Below are 18,818 nucleotides of genomic sequence, written 5' to 3' on the forward strand. Positions count from 1 at the left end.
CATCTGGGCCCATCTGCCGTCCGAAGACCCTGCTGAGCCACACCCGGCACCGCACCGAGTCCGGTCCACGCCAAGGAGGCACCTCATGAGTGTTGACGACCTGACCATCGAGCTCACCGACACCGATGGCGCCATCCCGATGACCGCAGCACAGCGCGGCATCTACTACGCGCAGCTCCTCGAACCCGAGGTGCCGATGTCGGTGGCCGCGTTTGCCGAGTTTCACGACGCCGTCGACGCCGATCTGATGTGCCGTGCGGTCGCCGCCACCTCGATCGAGACCGAGTCCGGTCTGATCACCCTGGTCTCCGCCGAGGGCGATGTGACCGCCGGTGAACCCGGGGACGGTGAACCGCAGGTAAGGGTCGATCACACTCGCACCATCCCGCTGCACCGCCGCGACTTCTCCGACGCCGACGATCCGCGCGCTGCGGCGTTGGCCTGGATCGACGAGCACCGCTCACAGCCGACCGACCTGTTCTCCGACCCGCTGCTCGAGACCTACCTGCTCGAACTCGGTCCCCGCCACAGCATCTGGTACTGCTGGGGTCACCATCTGGCATTCGACGGCTACGCGGCGATGTACATGATGCTGCGCGTCGCGGCGCATTACACCGCGCTGGCCACCGGCTCCGATGTTCCGCCCGCGCACACAGCGACGATGGCGCAGGTCGCCGAGTTCGACCGCGATTGGCGTGAGTCACCGAATTTCGCTTCCGCCCTGCGGTATTGGGATTCGCGCCTACACGACGAGTCAGGTGCCCCCGCGGAGATCACCTCGCTGTCCACCGGATCTGCGCCGGCCGCGCCGGTGGCGGTGGTCCGCCCGGCAGTCCTCGACGCCGATCTGATCGCCACCATCCGCGCAGTCGCCGAACGTCACCAGGTGAAGGTGGCGTCAGTCATCACGGCCGCGGTCTCGGCCTACCTCGCCAAGCTCAACAACCGCACCGAGGCGATGACCTCGCTGCCGGTGGCGTGCCGCGACAACGACCTGTTGCGCACCTCGGCGGGTCTGACGTCCAACGTGCTCCCGATCCGCGTCGAGCTGACCGCCGACGACGCCCCGCGCAGTATCGGCGATCTCGTCCGCGCCACCAACGGCGACGTCCGGGCGGCGTTGCGCCATCAGCGTTTCCGCCACGAGGACATCACCGGCCGGGTGCTCGACTCGCCCTCGGGACGGCGCGGCTTCTTCGGCCCGATGGTCAACGTGATGCTGTTCTTCGAGCATATCGATTTCGCCACTCTCCGAGGCGAATTGAACGTTCTGTCGACCGGACCCGTCGAAGACGCCTCGATCAACGTCTACGACGGATTCACCGGTGGGATGCGGCTGGATCTCGAGGCGAACCCGAACCTGTACTCCCCCGAGGAAATCGAGACCCACCACCGTCGGATCATCGACTTCCTCGAACGGTTCGTCCGGTCCGACGCCGGCCTGCCGATCACCTCACTGCCGCTGCCCGGGATCGACGAGCAGTCGCGCATCGACGCCGCATCGCACGGCGACCCGGTCGATCTCGGCGACGCCACGGTCCTCGACCTGCTCGACGAGGCGGTCCGCACCCACACCGGGCACACCCGTTCGGGAGGCACCGCGATCGTCGACGCCACCTCCGGCGACGAACTCGATCTGGCCGACTTCACCGCACGCGCACAACAACTCGCCGACGCACTGACGGCGCGCGGGATCGGGCCGGAGTCGGTGGTCGGGGTCGCACTGCCACGCAGTGTCGAACAGGTCGTCGCGTTGCACGCGGTGCTGCGGGCCGGTGCCGCATTCCTGCCGATCGATCCGGCCGAACCGGCCGAGCGACTCGCCCACATCGTCGCCACCGCGGCCCCCACCGCGATCATCGTGGACTCCGACGGACCGGCGCTGCCCACAGCCGCGGCCACACTCACCGTGTCCGAATTGTCCACCGCATCCACCGATTCCGGGACCCGCCCGTCGCGTCCGCTGCCCGATCAGCCGGCCTATGTGTTGTTCACCTCCGGGTCGACCGGCATGCCCAAGGGCGTGACGATCACCCACCGCGCGCTGGTCAACCGCCTGCGTTGGACGCAGGATCGCTACCGCCTCGCCCCCGGCGACCGGGTGCTGCAGAAGACCCCCGCCACCTTCGACGTGTCGGTGTGGGAGTTCTTCTGGCCGTTCATCTCCGGGTCGGCGCTGGTCGTACCGACCCCCGACGGGCATCGCGATCCCTGGTATCTACGTGAGGTCATCGACCGCCACGCGATCACCACCCTGCACTTCGTCCCCTCCATGCTGGCGGCATTCGCCGAGACCCTCGCCGCCGAGGTCGACAACGCGACCAGCACCCTGCGCGGCCTGCGTCGAATCCTCACCAGCGGCGAAGCGCTGACCCCGGCCACCGTGGCCGCCACCGCACGCATCACCGACGCACCGATCCACAATCTCTACGGCCCGACCGAGGCCGCGATCGACGTCACCCACCACGACCACTGCCGCGCCGACGAGACCGTCACCCCCATCGGCACACCCGTCTGGAACACCGACGCAATCGTCCTTGATCATCGCCTGTGCCCGCAGCCGGTGGGCGCGATCGGCGAACTCTATCTGGGCGGACCGCAATTGGCCCGGGGATACGCCGCCCGAGCGGACCTGACGGCGTCGCGGTTCATCGCCACCACGGACGGCGGGCGCCTCTACCGCACCGGTGACCTCGTCCGCCGTCGCACCGACGGCGCCCTGGAATACCTGGGGCGCAGCGACTCCCAGGTCAAGATCCGCGGCCAGCGGGTCGAGCTCGGCGAGATCGAAACGGTGCTGGCACAGCTCGACGGTGTGTCCTCGGCCGCGGTGGCGTTGCGCGGTGACGTCGTCGACGGTGACGTGGTGCTCGTCGGATACCTGTGCGGTGATCGCCTCGATTCCCGGGACCTGCGAAGCGAACTCGCGCAACGGCTCCCGGCGCACATGGTGCCCACCACCCTCATGCTGCTCGAGCACATGCCGACCACCGCCAACGGGAAGCTGGATCGTCGTGCCCTGCCGGTGCCTGAACGTGCGGGCTCCGAGGCGCACGTGGAGCCGGTCGGCGCGACCGAACATCTCGTCGCCGACACCGTCGGCGAGGTCCTCGGACGTTCGTCGATGTCGATGTCGGACAACTTCTTCGACGCCGGCGGCAACTCGTTGTCGGCGACCCGCGTCGCGGCACGACTGACCCGGGCCACCGGCCGCCGCGTCGGCATCCGCGACATCTTCGACTCCGCCGATCTGCGCGCACTGGCCACCATGGTCGACGACACGGCACTCGATACCGCACCGGACTCCACTCGGTGGCGCTCCCCCAGCGGCCCGGTGCCGCTGTCTCCCGCCCAGCATCGGCTGTGGCTGACCGACCGGCTCGGTTCCGCCGAATCAGCCAACTACCACATCCCGTTCTCGGTGCGCCTCGTCGGCGAACTCGATGTGGACGCACTGCATTCCGCGCTCGTCGACGTCATCACCCGCCACGAACCGCTGCGCAGCACGGTGGTCGAGATCGACGGCACCGCGTGCATCGAGGTGCACGACGCCGCCGACGTCGACATCGATCTGACCGTCACCGACACCGACAAGGCCGTGAGCGATCTCGAATTCGCCGGCGCCCCCTTCGATCTCGCCCACGACATCCCCCTGCGAGCCCGCCTGGTCCGTGCCGGGTCCGACGATCACCGACTGACGATCGTCATCCATCACATCGCCGCCGACGGATGGTCGCTGACACCGCTGGCCGACGACCTCGCGACCGCGTATCGCAGTCGCGCCGCGGGGCGCGCCCCCGAGTGGGCACCGCTGCGGGTGTCCTATTCGCAATTCAGCGCCACCAAGCACGCGGCCATGGAAAGCGATTCCGCCGCAGACGATCTCGAATTCTGGCGGGCCGCGCTGGCCGATGCGCCGGCCGAGACCGAGCTTCCCCTCGACCGCCCCCGCCCGCGTGAACACGATTCGCGCGGCGCCACCACGAGCGTCTGGCTGCCCCCTCATGCGCACGCCGCCCTACACGCCGTCGCCGAATCCCGCGGCGCGAGCACCTTCATGGCGCTGCACGCGCTCGTGGCCGCCCTACTGCGCACCGGATCCACCCACGACGATCTGGTGATCGGCACTCCGGTCGCCGGACGCGGCGACGCCGACCTCGACCATCTCGTCGGCATGTTCGTCAACACGATTCCGCTTCGCACCCGCGTACACAAGCACCTGGGGTTCGATGCCCTGCTCGACGCCGTCCGTGCCGCCGATCTCGACGCGTTCGACCACGCCGAGCTGCCCTTCGACCGGATCGTCACCGAACTCAATCCGACCCGCGCCGCAGGCCATCATCCGTTCTTCTCGGTGTCGGTCGCTCTCGAGGACGCGATCACCGGCGGCCACGGTGGTGGCCGGGACAGCGCAGACGCCATCGACCTCGACTTCGCCGATCTGTCGGCCACCGCCTCGCGGATCGACGTGGGGCACACCAAGTTCGATCTGCAGTTCACCTTCACCGAACGACACGACGCCGACGGCACACCCGCCGGGATGTCGGTCGAGATCGGTTATGCCACCGCACTGTTCGACGCGACAACCATTGCCTCGCTGTCCACCCGATTGCGCCGCATCCTCGAGGCGATCGTGGCCGACCCGGGGCGCCCCATCGGCGACATCACTCTCCTCGATCCCGCCGAGCGTCTCGGCCTCGTGCCCGCCGTCGGGATGGCGGGACGTCCCGGCGAGCACCTCACCGACCTCCTCGCCGAGGCCGTGCGCGCCGAACCGGACCGCATCGCGGTGCGCGACACGACCACCTCCGTGACCTATCGTGAGCTCGACCGTCGGGCCAACCGGCTCGCACGCGAACTGCTAGACCTCGGCGCGGGCCCCGAACGCTTCGTCGCGGTCGCCATGCCCCGAGGTGTCGACACGATCACCGCGGTGTGGGCGATCACCCGGACCGGAGCAGCATGGGTGCCCGTCGATCCGACCTATCCGAGCGAGCGGATCGCGTACATGATCGACGACTCGCAAGCGGTTCTGCTGCTGACCGATTCGGGGTCGGCGCCGATGGTGAACGGCGTCGCCGGTGATCGGCGCGTCATCGTCCTCGATGAGGCCGGCGGCTGGAGCGACCACTCCGATGCACCCATCGCCGACGACGAGCGGCTCGCGCCGCTGTCGGTGGATCACCCCGCCTACCTGATCTACACCTCCGGAACGACCGGCACCCCGAAGGGCGTCGTGGTGAGTCACCGGGGGCTGGCCGACTTCGCGGCACATCAGGTGGCGCACTTCGGGTTGACCGCGCGGTCACGCACACTGCATCTCGCCTCACCGAGCTTCGACGCCTCGGTTCTCGAGATGCTGATGGCGATCTCGGCGGCGGCAACCATGCACATCGCCCCGCCCGGAATCGTCGGCGGTCGCGAACTGGCCGAGCTGATGAACGAACGGGCCATCACCCACGCCTTCCTCACACCGTCCCTGCTGTCCACGCTGAGTCCCGACGACGTGCCGGATCTGCACGCGCTGGTGATCGGTGGGGAACACCCCAATCCCGAGGCGGTTCGCGAGTGGTCGCGCGGCCCGGCGCTGTTCAACGCGTACGGACCGACCGAGACGACGGTGGTGGCCACCGTGTCGGAGGACATCACTCCGGTGGACTCGACCATCACCATCGGCCGGCCCATCCGTGGGATCGCCGCGCTGGTCCTCGACGAGCGGTTGCAACCGGTCGCGCCCGGCACGGTCGGCGAGTTGTACATCGCCGGACCGCACCTCGCCCGCGGCTATCACGGTATTCGGCCGTTGACCTCGAAGCGCTTCATCGCCAACCCCTTCGGCGCACCCGGCGACCGGATGTACCGCACCGGCGATCTGGTGCGGTGGACCTCCGAACACGAGCTGGAGTTCCGTGGGCGTACCGACGATCAGACCAAGATCCGTGGGCACCGTATCGAACTCGGCGAGATCGACGCAGTGCTGACCGCCGACGACGCCGTCGCCTCCGCGGTCACCGTCACCAGCGGCGCGGGCGAGAGCGCGAGCATCGTCGCCTTCGTCACGCTCGACGGCGACGTCGATCCCGCGTCGACGCTGGCAGGTGTCTCCGACCGAATCCGCGATCACCTTCCCGCACACATGCTTCCGCGCAGCATCGTGGCGCTGTCGGCGATCCCGACCACCCCGATCGGCAAGATCGACCGCCGCGCGCTCGCCGACCCCGACACCGTCACCGCACTGAAGGTCGGTGAGATCGGTTCGGACACCGGCGAATACGTCGCTCCCGCCAACGCCGCCGAACGCATGGTGGCACAGGTGATCGCCGAGCGGTTACAGCTCGACCCGGCGAGCGTGGGTCGTGACCACGACTTCTTCGAGCTCGGCGGCAACTCGCTGCTGGCCACCCACCTGGCCGGCGCGCTGGAACAACTCGGCGGTCGTCGCATCGAGGTCCGTGAGGTCTTCGCCCATCCCACCGTCGCCGGTTTGGCGCGGCTTGCGGGCGATGTCCGCGAGGACGACCCGACCTCGGTTCCGGCGTCCGACGCGCAGTCCGACGACGACGGTCCCGTCGTTCCCGGCCCGGCGCAGCAGCAACTGTGGTTCCTGAATCGACTCGGCGCCGACGACCCCGACGCCGACACCGCCTCGTACACGATCGCCTTCGCCCTCGATCTGCGCGGCGACCTCGACGTGGACGCGCTCCGGGAAGCGTTGCGCCACGCGGTCGATCGTCACGAACCGCTGCGCACCATCTATCCCGACATCGACGGACGGCCCGAGCTGCGGGTTCTCGACACCGACGACGCCGCCGTCGATCTCACGCTCGAGCACACCACCGCCGAGCTGTGGCCGCAGGCGGCCCGCGAGCTGGCCCGGCGTCCGTTCGATCTGACCCGCGACACCCCACTGCGGGTCGTATTGCACCGGATCGATTCGCCGGCAGGCGAATCCGATCATCACAAGCTGACCGTCGTCGTGCATCACATCGCTGCCGACGGCTGGTCGATGGCGCCGCTCGCGACAGACATCGCCGGCGCCTATGCGCGGATCCGCGACGGTCGATCATCGTCGCAACCGCCGCTTCGGGTCGGCTACCGCGATCATCTGCGGTGGCAGGCCCGGGGTCTCGGCGTCGATCCCGGCGCGGTCGTCCACCCGCGCCGGATCGACGACCGGGACAGTCGCCTCGCGACGCTCGCCGACTGGTGGGAGGACACCCTCTCGGGTATGGATCACACCCCGATCCTCACCCCGGACACCGCACCGGCACACAATGATTCGTCCGGCGATCGGCAGGACGCCGCCGGTGTCGTCCGCGTCGACTTCGACCGCGACATCCGCGACCGGCTGCGCAGCCTCACCGGTGATCACATCACCGAGTTCACGCTCCTGCACACGTTGCTGGCCGCAACGCTGCGGCACCACGACTCACGACCCGAGGTGCAGATCGACGGCGCCGTCTCCGACGTCGTGATCGGCACGCCGGTGTCGGGCCGCTCCGATCCGAGGCTCGCCGACATCGTGGGGATGTTCGTCAACTCGGTGGTGCTGCGCACCCCGGTCGACGGGAAGGTGACGTTCGGCCGGCTGCTCGATCAGGTCCGCGACCGTGATCTCGACGCACTCGTGCACGCCGACATGCCCTTCGAGTACCTCGTGGCCCGGCTCAACCCGCCGCGCACCGGCCGTCATCCGCTGTTCTCGATCGCGCTGGCCGCCGACGCGTCGATGCGCGACGGCGCCACCGACCTGCCACTGCCGCACCTGACGGGACTCGAGGTGTCGGCCGAGGAGGTCGAGACCGGCTCGGCTCGTTTCGATCTCGAGATCCGGCTGCGTTCGGACACACTGGTCTGCACCTATGCCACCGACGTCTATTCGCGTACCCGGGTGGAGTCGGTCGCCCGCGATCTGGTGGCGCTGGCGCATGCCGTCCTCGACGATCCCGATCGGCCCCTCGACGACGTGCTGCCCACCCGTACCGTCCAGGTACGGACCCCCGACCACGAGCCCCCGCCCCCGCGCCACCTCGCCGAGTTCCTGGAGACCGCTGCCGCCGAGTACCCCGACGCCGTCGCCGTCGACGACGGAACCGATGCGCTGACCTATCGTGAGCTCCTCACACGCGCCGAACGGTGGGCCGCGCACCTGCGCGACCTCGGCATCGGCACCGACGACGTCGTCGCCGTCGCCCTACCCCGATCACTGGACTCGGTGACGGCGACCTGGGCCGTCGCGCTGACCGGGGGCGCGGTGCTCCCGATCGATCCGCGCCATCCCGACGAGCGGATCGCCCACATGCTCACCGATTCCGGTGCGCTGCTGGGGATCACCTCCGACACCCGGCTGGGTACCCTGCCACATCTGGTGTGGTGGGTCGACACCGTGTCCCTCGATGCGTGGCCACTGCGCTCGGCCTCCCCGCGGACCCCGGAAGAGGAACTGCGGGCCGCGGCGCTCGCCGAATCGAGCGCCGACCGACACCCCGACAGCGCCGCTTACGTCATCTACACCTCCGGCTCAACCGGCACACCCAAGGGCGTCATCGTCACGCACGCCGGCCTCGCCGCCTTCAGCTCGTCGCAGCGCGACCGGTACGGAGTCGAATCCGGTGCTCGCACCTTGCATTTCGCCTCCCCGAGCTTCGACGCGTCGATGCTCGAACTGTTGCTGGCCGTCGACGCCGGTGCAACCATGGTGATCGCGCCCACCGACATCGTCGGCGGTGACGAGCTGGTGGACTTCCTTGCCGCCCAAAAGATCACGCACGCGTTCATCACCCCGGCCGCTCTGGCCACCGCCGGTCACCGTGAGCTGCCGGACCTGGTGACGCTGGCCGTCGGCGGCGAAGCAACCACCGCCGAGCAGGTATCACTCTGGGCTCCCGGCCGCCGCATGATCAACTGCTACGGACCGACCGAGACCACCATCGTCGCCACCATGTCGGCACCGCTGCAGCCGGGCGCCGAGATCACCATCGGCACACCGGTGGCCGGTACCACCGCACTCGTCCTGGACCACCGTCTGCGTCCGGTTCCCGACGACTGCCCGGGCGAGTTGTATCTGATCTCGCCGGGAGTCGCCCGCGGCTATCTGCACCGCAGCGCCCTGACCGCCACACGCTTCATCGCCGCCCCCGACCTGCCCGGGGTGCGCGCCGGCACGCCGATGTACCGCACCGGCGACGTCGTGCACCAGCGGCTCGACGGCTCGCTGATCTTCCACGGCCGCAGCGACAACCAGGTCAAGGTACGGGGATTCCGCATCGAACTCGACGAGGTGGGTGCGGCGCTCGCGGCGCATCCGGCCGTCGACTTCGCCGCTGCCGCGGTCGGTGGAACCGGCGCCGATGCGGTACTGCTCGGATACGTCCGGCTCGCCGTCAACGACTCCGACGCGCCCACCCCGGCCGACCTGCGCGCCTTCGTATCTCGCACGCTCCCGTCGCACATGGTGCCGGCCGCGGTGATCGTGATCGACGAGATCCCGTTGACCCCCAACGGCAAACTCGACCGCAAAGCCCTGCTCGCCCTGGAGCGCACGGCTGCGGCAGCCGCCGACGAACCCGCGACCGCCGCCCCGGACACCCGCTCTCCCCTCGCGCTCGTCGCCGAGACCATCGCCGGGGTACTCGACATCGACCCCGCCGAGGTCGACGCCGACGCCGACTTCTTCGGTCTCGGCGGAACCTCCTTGCAGGCCACCACCGTCATCAGCCGCCTCAACCGGCACCACGGCGGTACGGCGCTGCGGGTCCGTGATCTCTTCGATCACCCGCGGATCGGCGATCTCGCGGCGCTGGTGCATCCCGCTGCCGCACAACCCGTCCCGGTATCCGAGAAGGTCGAACGGCCCGCGGTGTCCCGACCCGTACAGGTGCCCCCGGCACCGGTTCAGCGCGGACTGTGGTCGATCGCGCGCGCCAACCCGGCGTCGACGGACTACCTCATCCCGCTCGCCATCCGGCTCGACGGCAGCGTCGACCTCGACGCGCTGCGCGGGGCGCTCACCGACCTGGTGGCCAAGCACGTCTCCCTGCGGACCGTGTTCCCCGCGCTCGACTCCGCACCGCACGGGGTGGTCCTGGAGCACAGCCACGCGGTGATCGGCGATCTCGCCGTACAGACCGTCGACGAGCTGCCCGCAGCGATCGCCGAGCGACTCGCCCAGCCCATCGATCCGGTGTCGCAGGCCCCGATCCGGGCGCATCTGCTGGCGCAGTCGCCGGACCCCGGAAACAGCGACGAGAACGGCACTCATGTACTCCTGCTGGTGATCCACCACATCGCCGCCGACGGCGCGTCGCTGCCCATCCTGGCCGCCGACCTCGCCGCCGCCTACGCCGAGCGTCTCGCCGGCCGTACCGACGCCTGGGCCGAACCCGACGTCGACTACCGCGACTACGCGATCCGCGCGGCAGCGCTCGAGGGCGACGATCTCGCGTATTGGACCGAGCTACACGCCGATTCGCCCACCGAGACCGCCGTGCCGGCCACCCGTGCGGCAACAGCCGATGAGGCCGGCGCCGGTCGGGCGGGCACCGTTGCGGTACCGATCGACGATGCCCTGCGCAGCGATCTCGTCGCCTGGGCCCGGGAGAACGCCACCACCGGTTTCACCGTGCTGCACACCGCGCTGGCGATCCTGCTGCACCGACTCGGCGTCGGCGACGACCTGGTGATCGGCAGCCCGGTCGCCAATCGGTCCGGCCCCAACGACGACGGCCCCGCCCTGGACTGCACCGGCATGGTCGGAATGTTCGTCAACACCCTCGCGCTGCGAACCCGGGTACGGCCCGACGACACGATCGCGGAGGTGCTCGAGCGAGTTCGTGATGCCGATCTGTCGGCCCTCGATCGCCGCGACACCCCCTTCGACGAGGTCGTCGAGGCCGTGAACCCCGACCGCAGCCCCGGTCGGCATCCGCTGTTCCAGATCGCCCTGTCGGTCCACGATTTCGGTGACGGGCTCCTGGGGACGGCGTGGCCGCTGTCCGACGAGCTCACCGGCGAGATCCTCGACATCGGCGCTGCCGCAGCGAAGTTCGATCTCCAGTTCACCGTGACCGGACTCGCCGCCCGCACCGTGCCGAGCTCATCGGCGCCCGGCGCGATGCTCGAGGTGACCTTCGATCGCACCCGTTACGGCCACGCCGACACCGAGATCCTCGCAACTCGTCTGTTGCGGGTCGTGCGGGCGATGATCACCGACGCCGACCGCCCGATCGGCGATGTGCGGATCACCGATCCACTCGAGGTCGCCGAGGTCAGCCCGGCACGCGGCCCCGAATCGGCACCGACGCTCACCCTCGGCACGCTGTTCGACGAGGCGGTCCGTCGCAATCCGGACGGCTGCGCCGCGGTCGCCGAGAATGCCGACGGCACCGAGGAATCCCTCACCTACGCCGAGTTGGACGCCCGCGCCAATCGGCTCGCCCGGGTGATCCTGGGACGCGACCTCGGCGACACCGAACCGGTGGTCGCGATGGCGATCCCGCGCTCGATCGACGCACTCGTCGCGATCTGGGCGATCGTGCGTTCGGGCGCCGCCTATGTGCCGATCGACCCGACGTACCCAGCCGACCGGATCGCCCACATGCTCGCCGATTCCGGTGCCGTGCTGGTGCTCACCCGTTCCGATGTCGCCGAGCGTATCGGCGACACCGTGCCCACGGTGGTCGTCGACTCGACTGCCACCCGGTCGCGACTCGGCCGCAGCGCACCCACACCGATCAGCGACCGCGAGCGTATCCCGGTGCACCGCACCGACGCCCTGGCCTACGTCATCTACACATCGGGATCGACCGGGCGACCCAAGGGCGTGCTGGTGCCGCATTCCGGACTGCGCGCGGTGCACGACGAACTGCACACCCGCATGGCGCCCGGCGCCGACTCCCGGGTACTGCATTTCGCCTCCCCGAGTTTCGATGCCTCGGTACTGGAATTCCTGCTGGCGGCATCGGGATCGGCTGCACTGGTGATCGTGCCGCCGGACCTCTACGGCGGAACGGCATTGGCCGAGTTCATCGACCGGCACCGCGTCAGCCACGCGTTCATCACGCCCGCAGCGGTGGCGAGTATGGATCCGGCGTCGGTTCCGACACTGTCGCACCTGGCCATCGGCGGTGAGGCCTACGGCCCCGACCTGGTCCGTCGCTGGGCACCCGATCGGACCGTGCTCAACGTGTACGGTCCCACCGAGACGACGATCATCGTCACCGGCAGTGAACCGCTTGTGGCGCACGCCGATCCGAACGAGATCGGCGCGCTGACCATCGGCACACCCAACAACGGTGTCGCCGCACTGGTCCTGGACCCACGTCTGCATCCGGTACCGACCGGGGTGATCGGTGAGCTGTATCTGCTCGGTGATCAGGTGACCCGCGGATATCACCGCAGGCCCGCGCTGACCGCGCAGCGGTATCTACCGGTCCCGATGGTCGCGGGCCCGGACTGGGCCGGCGCCCGCATGTACCGCACCGGCGATCTGGTCGCGCGGGACGAGCTCGGACGTCTGCGCTACGTCGGCCGATCGGACAACCAGGTGCAGTTGCGCGGCTTCCGCGTCGAACTGGGTGAGATCGACGACGCCCTGTGTGATGATCCGACAGTCGATTTCGCCGTCACCGTGCTGGTGGAGGACGACGCGGCCGAGGAGGGATCGGCGGCCCCGGCCGGCCTGCATTCCTACGTCCGCGCGGCCGACGGCGCCACGATCGACACGGCAGCATTGACCCGGCAGGTCGCGAACCGGTTGCCACGACACATGGTCCCGGCGAGTATCACCGTTCTCGACGAGATCCCGCTGACACCGGTCGGCAAACTCGATCGCGCGGCGCTGCCGCAACCCGCACGCGTTGCCGAAGCCGGTCGCGCACCCAGGCCCGGCACGGAAACCCTTGTTGCGTCGACCTTTGCCGACATACTGGGGATCGCGCCGTCCGCGGTGCACGCCGACGACGGGTTCTTCGACCTCGGCGGCAACTCATTGTCGGCGACGGAGGTGAGCGCCCGTCTGTCCTCGGCGACGGGTCGCGACATCCGGGTCAACGACCTGTTCGCGGCGCCGACGCCCGCGGAACTCGCTGCCGTACTGGGCGATTCCGCGAGCACAACGCCTGCCGGCGTCTGCAGCCCGGAGTCCGACGACCACGCACCGTCGGCGATGGCGACGGTGTTGCCGTTGCGGCGTCGACGCACCGCCGACGGCCCGGCCCCGCTGTTCGTCATCCATCCGGCGATCGGCCTGTCGTGGAGCTTCTCTTCGCTGCTGGCCCATCTGCCCGCCGACCGCCCGGTGTACGGTCTGCAACACCCGGCGCTGAGCGGCGGCGTGTCGCCGAACACGGTGGGCGAGTTGGCAGCTCACTACGTCGAGCAGATCCGGACGATCCACCCGGACGGCCCGTATCATCTGCTCGGCTGGTCGCTGGGCGGTCTCATCGCCCACGAGATGGCCGTGCAACTCACCGAGTCCGGTGAGAAGGTGGGCCAGCTGATGGTGCTCGACGCCTTTGTCGTCGCACAACGTCCCGATCTGGACACCACCCCGGATCTCGGTGCACTGCTCGCCGAATTCGGCATCCGGCCCCAGCATTCCGGCGAGCTGACCATCGAACGTGCGTGGGAGGCGGTCGTGGCCGCGGGCGGACCGCTGGCCTCGCTCGACGTCGACGAGTTCGCCGCGGTGCACCGGGTGTTCGTCGATGCGTCGCGACTCGCCGAGAACTGGCATCCACGCCGGTACGACGGTGATGCGGTGTTCGTCTCCGCGACCGCGGACACGCCGCCGGGGCCGCCGGCCATCGCCGGTTGGACCCGCGCGCTGCGCGGCCACGTCCACGAGATCCGCCTGAACTGCTCGCACGCCCGAATGTTGCAGGGCGAGAACGTACCCGGGTTCGCCCGCGCCATCGCGCAGGCCTGACGCGGGCGTCACCCGGTATCGATCGAGAGTCCACACGAATCACACGAGATGGGAGCATCACGATGACCAACCCGTTCGACAACACCGACGGGGTCTTCTCCGTCCTGGTCAACCACGAGAACCAGCATTCGCTGTGGCCGGACTTCGCGCCGATCCCGCAGGGGTGGCAGCAGGTGTACGGGCCCGACGGACACGACGCCTGCCTGGCCTACGTCGAGGACAACTGGCGCGACATGCGGCCGGCGAGCCTGATCGCCGCGATGGGTGAGGCGCCCGACGCCCACCGAACCGGGAGGAACCAGGATGGGACGGCATAGCATGGCCGGCGGATTCGACCCCGACCTCAGTACCTCACACCGCGGCGCGACCGACCCGATCACCGAGCGCCTGTCCGCCACCGGCTCGGCTCCCGCACTGGAATTGACCGGTGTGACAAAGACCTTCAGCTCCGGACCGTTCGGTCGCGGGCGCAAGGTGCGCGCACTCGACGGTCTGGATCTGACCGTGCCCGCCGGGACGGTCCACGCGCTGCTCGGACCCAATGGTGCGGGCAAGACGACGACCGTCCGCGCCGTCGCCACGCTGATGCGCCCGGATGCCGGTTCGGTGAAGGTGTGCGGTCTCGACGCGCTCGCCGACCCGGGGGCCGTCCGCGACATCATCGGGGTGTCGGGCCAGTACGCCGCGGTCGACGGAACGCTCACCGGTTTCGAGAACCTGCGCATGGTCGCCCAGCTGTACGGGCACTCACGCCGTGATGCGAGCGAGCGGGCACGCGCTCTGATCAACGATTTGGATCTCGACGCCGCGGCCGATCGGCCGATGCGCACCTACTCCGGCGGCATGCGACGACGCCTCGACCTGGCCGGTGCGCTCATCAACGACCCGAAGCTGATCATCCTCGACGAGCCCACCACCGGTCTCGATCCCCGTGGCCGACGCCAGATCTGGGAGGTCATCGGGGAGCAGGTCGCCACCGGGACGACGGTGTTGCTGACCACCCAGTACCTCGAGGAGGCCGACGAACTCGCCGATCAGATCACCGTGATCGATCACGGCACGATCCGCGCGCAGGGCACCGCGACAGAGCTCAAGGAGACCACCGCACCGGCGATCCTCACCGTCGAGGTCGCCCCGCATCACGATCGGCACGATCGTGGCAGCGGCACCGCCACCGAGGTGATCGCGACCACGCTGGCCGAGGTCGGTCTCGGCATGCCCGAGCGGATCGACGACGTGCGCTGGTCGGTACCGGTTGCCGGCGGAACGCGCAGTGCGGTCGCCGCGGTACGGATCTGCGGTGAGTTCGGGATCGAGATCGTCGACGCCTCGGTGAGCACCCCCACCCTCGACGACGTCTTCCTCCGGCTGACCGGTCGCGTCGCCGCCGACCCGCCGGCAAGCGAGGACCCACAACGATTGGAGCCCAGCGATGTTCGCTGACACCGCAGTCCTGGTCGAACGAAACCTGCTGACCGTCAAACGCATCCCGACCCTGCTGCTCTCGGCGACCGTGCAGCCGTTGATGTTCGTGGTGCTCTTCGCCTATGTCTTCGGCGCCACCCTCGGCGGAGCCCCCTACCGGGAGTTCCTGATGGCCGGCATCTTCACCCAGACCGTCGTGTTCAACGCCGCCTTCACCACCGTCGGCCTGGCCGGTGACATGTCCGGGGGCATCGTCGATCGCCTCCGGTCGCTGCCGATGTCACGCATCGGGGTGATCGCCGCGCGTGTCGGTTCGGACATGCTGCTCGGCGCCATCGGACTCGCGGTCATGGTGGCCAGTGGTCTGGCCATCGGCTGGCGGGTCCGCGGCAGCGCCGGCGACGCGGTGATCGCATTTGCCGTGATCGCCTTGTTCGCCCTGGCGATGGCCTGGATCGGCGCGGTCAGCGGTTTGGCGGCACCGAATGTGGAAGTGGCCCAGAGCATCGGGTTCCTGTGGATGTTCCCGGTGACGTTCCTCTCCAGTGCGTTCATCTCCGCACAGAGCCTGCCGGGACCGCTACGCGCGATCGCCGAATGGAATCCGGTGACCGCGGTGGCGACGATGGCACGCGAGAAGTTCGGCAACAGTGCGCCGCCGGATTTCCCGGCCCCGTCCGGTTGGGTCGCCGACCACGCCCTGGGGTACTCGATCGGGGCGAGCCTGGTGATCCTCGCGGTGTGCGTGCCGGTGTCGTTGCTGCTCTACCGCCGATCGACGAGTCGGTAACGACTGATGATCGATCGACCGGGATCGTGACACCATGCTGATCGGACATGTCTACCGTGGAGGGGTGCCACCCTCCACCGATGACACGTCGCCGCCACACCGCGAGGCCGACACCGACGGGCACGGCGGTTTTGCCGCCGCGCCGCACCCCGACCTGTCGTTCGCCGACGATTCCGATGTCTCGATGCGCGCGTTGCTCGAGGCGTCGGCGGTCGGCGACCGGGCATCGTTCGCCCGACTCTATGACCTGACCAACCCCCGCATCTATGGTCTGGTGCTGCGCGTGATCCGGGACGCCAACTATGCCGAGGAGGTCGTCCAGGAGGCGTACCTGCAGTACTGGCAGAAGGCGTCGACGTATCGGCCCGAACGCGGCTCGGTGATCACCTGGATGATGACCATCGCCCACCGGCGCGCGATCGATCGGGTGCGCACCGAGGATCTCCAACGACGCCGGGTCACCGAGGCCGGTGTCGCGCAGGCATCGGTGTCCGATCCGCTGCCACTCGAGGTGGTCGTCGACCGTGAGGAAACCCGCACATTGCGTACCTGTCTCGACGATCTCACCGAACTGCAGCGCTCCAGCATCGAGATGTCCTACTTCAACGGCCTGACCTATCCCGAGGTGGCCGCCCAGACCGACACCCCGCTGCCGACCATCAAGTCACGCATCCGGGACGGGCTGCGGCGGCTGCGCGATTGTCTGCGAGGACGCGGCCATGCCTGACACCGAGTGGCTCGACGATCACGTCGAACTGTTCGCCATCCATGCCCTCGAGGGCGCCGAGGCCGACCGGTTCGTCGACGAATACAACGGACTGACGCCGTTGGAGCGCACCATCTACGACGGCCGTATCGACGAAATCCACACCACCATGGCCGATTTCGCTGCCGGCTACGCCCTGGCGGCACGGCCGGAACTGCGTGAGCGGGTTCTCGATCACGTCTTCTCGGCGCCCGCCGACACCACCGGACCGCCGGACTCCCCCGAGTCGCCGGTCTCCCCGGGGTCGATGTCGTCGATCTCGACACCGGCGGAGACCGATACCGGCCGGCACGCGGCGGTCTCCCCGGCCCCCGGGAGCGACAGTCCGGCCTACGCGGCGACCGGTCCGCCGGTTCCGCCGGCCCCGACCCCTCAAGGCCCCGTCACAGAAGGCCCTGTCGCAGAACGCTCTGTCACAGAGGGCTCGACACCGGAAGGCCCCGACTCCGGCCGGGTCGTCGACCTGGCCGCCCGCCGACGCAGACGAGCCGCAGCGCTGGCCGCCGCGGCGGTCGTCGTGGGCGTCGCGCTCGGTGCCGGGGTGCTGGTCGGACGCCAGACCGCTCCACAACCGGCGCCGACGACGTCGGCCGATCGCAACGTCCTCGACGTGTTGCAGGCGCCCGACGCGGTGGTCTCGGTCGCTCGGCTGGCCGACGATCACGGGGCGATGTCGGTGGTCGCGTCGCGGACCCAGAACCGGGCCGTGGCGGTACTGCGTGATCAGCGCACACCGCTACCGTCGAATCGCACGTATCAGCTGTGGCTGGTCGGCGGCGCCAATGCGCAGCCGGCATCGGCGGGCCTCGTTCCGGGCTCCGGGACGGCCGATCCCCTACTTATCGAGCGCATCGATAATTCTCAGGTTCTTGCCGTCACGATCGAGCCGGAGGGCGGGTCACCACAACCGACGACCGACATTCTCGCGCAGGTGTCACTGTGATTCCCGGCCGCCACGACGTGCTACCCGGCTGACACGACGACCCCCGGACGCCATGGGCGCGGGGTCGACGTCGGTCGGTGGTACCGGGATTCAGGGTGTACCGGGGCTCACCAATCCTCGAGGCGGGTGATGCCGTCCTGCAGCGCGCGTGCGAGTAGGTGCGTCTTCGTCGGTGCGGGGCGCCCGACGGCCGCATATTTCGCCCGGATTCGCGCCAGGTGGGTGCTCACGGTCGATGCCGCGATGAACAGCTGCTCGGCGGCCTCGTCCTTCGATTCGGCTGCCAACCAGGCGAGAAGGACCTCGACCTCGCGCGGCGAGAGCACCGGACGCCGGATCGGTGCGGGCGCGGGCGCGGCGCTCGGCATGGCCGGGCGCATCGGTGGCCGGACCGGTGCGAGCGGACGCATCCTCAGATGCGAGCCCGGCGCGACCGGGGGCCGATAGTCGGCGATACGGGCCACCGAGGCTCGGAGGTCGCGGGGGTGACCGACCGGATGTCCGGGGGCCGGAAGGGGCATGGTGTCCGAAATATCGGAATGCGCGGTCGTCACCGTTGGTCCTCGTTTACTGTCAGGTACCACGGCTCACGCGCGGGGATCGCGCTCGCCGTTCGCACTGGGGTCCATCAACTCTTCACAGAGAATATTAAGGCTGCGTTCAGCAACCGAATAGTCCCAACATGGGGGACGTCGTTTGCAGATGCAAGGATTAAGCGATTCGTCAATCCGTGATCTCAGCGGGACACTGCACCACGGGCCCCCGCGCGTCCGGCCTCCCGTACGGCCTGCGCACGCGACGCATAGATCTCCCGCGCCGCGGGACGGATGATCGCGGCGAACAACGTCGCCATCAACAGCACTGCCACACGGCCGATCTCGGCGCCCGCCCCGCTCACGCCCCGAGGGCGCGGCGTTTTCCTCCGATCGGGTGGACCGATCAGGGCTCCGCCGGGCACGCCGCCCGC

8 protein-coding genes are annotated in these 18,818 nt (G+C 69.2%); 6 read left to right on the plus strand and 2 right to left on the minus strand.

Annotated features, from left to right (window positions below):
• The first annotated feature begins 85 nt into the window (after positions 1-85).
• The 6 genes from GOPIP_RS14415 (at position 86) to GOPIP_RS14440 (ending at position 17,851) form a co-directional block, all read left to right on the plus strand.
• Positions 86-13,927 carry a non-ribosomal peptide synthetase gene (locus GOPIP_RS14415; RefSeq protein WP_035728056.1) on the plus strand — a complete coding sequence of 4,614 codons (13,842 nt, stop codon included), beginning with the start codon at positions 86-88 and terminating at the stop codon, positions 13,925-13,927.
• 62 nt (positions 13,928-13,989) lie between these two features.
• Positions 13,990-14,244, plus strand: coding sequence for an MbtH family protein (locus tag GOPIP_RS14420; protein WP_006370437.1), 255 nt, complete (start codon positions 13,990-13,992; stop codon positions 14,242-14,244).
• A complete protein-coding gene (locus GOPIP_RS14425; protein WP_373278843.1) occupies positions 14,231-15,370 on the plus strand; it encodes an ABC transporter ATP-binding protein in 1,140 nt (379 codons plus the stop codon). The genes GOPIP_RS14420 and GOPIP_RS14425 overlap by 14 nt, the downstream gene beginning before the upstream one ends.
• Entirely contained in the window at positions 15,360-16,142 is a 783-nt protein-coding gene (locus GOPIP_RS14430; RefSeq protein WP_006370439.1) for an ABC transporter permease, read from the plus strand. The genes GOPIP_RS14425 and GOPIP_RS14430 overlap by 11 nt, the downstream gene beginning before the upstream one ends.
• Positions 16,143-16,176: 34 nt before the next feature.
• Positions 16,177-16,869 (plus strand): sigma-70 family RNA polymerase sigma factor, encoded by a 693-nt coding sequence (locus tag GOPIP_RS14435; protein ID WP_006370440.1) that lies wholly within the window; start codon positions 16,177-16,179, stop codon positions 16,867-16,869.
• On the plus strand, positions 16,862-17,851 hold the full coding sequence (locus GOPIP_RS14440) for an anti-sigma factor (protein ID WP_006370441.1): 990 nt from the start codon (positions 16,862-16,864) through the stop codon (positions 17,849-17,851). The genes GOPIP_RS14435 and GOPIP_RS14440 overlap by 8 nt, the downstream gene beginning before the upstream one ends.
• A 107-nt stretch (positions 17,852-17,958) precedes the next feature.
• Here GOPIP_RS14440 and GOPIP_RS14445 read toward each other — a convergent pair whose 3' ends face one another.
• Entirely contained in the window at positions 17,959-18,405 is a 447-nt protein-coding gene (locus tag GOPIP_RS14445) for a response regulator transcription factor (RefSeq protein ID WP_006370442.1), read from the minus strand.
• Positions 18,406-18,587: 182 nt separating this feature from the next.
• Positions 18,588-18,749: a hypothetical protein gene (locus tag GOPIP_RS29105; RefSeq protein ID WP_006370443.1), complete on the minus strand. Its 162-nt coding sequence runs from the start codon at positions 18,747-18,749 to the stop codon at positions 18,588-18,590.
• Positions 18,750-18,818 lie beyond the last annotated feature (69 nt).

This window comes from Gordonia polyisoprenivorans NBRC 16320 = JCM 10675, from assembly GCF_000241325.1.
Taxonomy (GTDB): domain Bacteria; phylum Actinomycetota; class Actinomycetes; order Mycobacteriales; family Mycobacteriaceae; genus Gordonia; species Gordonia polyisoprenivorans.

Coding starts and splice junctions, on each gene's coding strand:
- GOPIP_RS14435 (WP_006370440.1), top strand. CDS start 16,177: ATGCTGATCGGACATGTCTACCGTGGAGGGGTGCCACCCTCCACCGAT.
- GOPIP_RS14415 (WP_035728056.1), top strand. CDS start 86: ATGAGTGTTGACGACCTGACCATCGAGCTCACCGACACCGATGGCGCC.
- GOPIP_RS14440 (WP_006370441.1), top strand. CDS start 16,862: ATGCCTGACACCGAGTGGCTCGACGATCACGTCGAACTGTTCGCCATC.
- GOPIP_RS14430 (WP_006370439.1), top strand. CDS start 15,360: ATGTTCGCTGACACCGCAGTCCTGGTCGAACGAAACCTGCTGACCGTC.
- GOPIP_RS14420 (WP_006370437.1), top strand. CDS start 13,990: ATGACCAACCCGTTCGACAACACCGACGGGGTCTTCTCCGTCCTGGTC.
- GOPIP_RS14425 (WP_373278843.1), top strand. CDS start 14,231: ATGGGACGGCATAGCATGGCCGGCGGATTCGACCCCGACCTCAGTACC.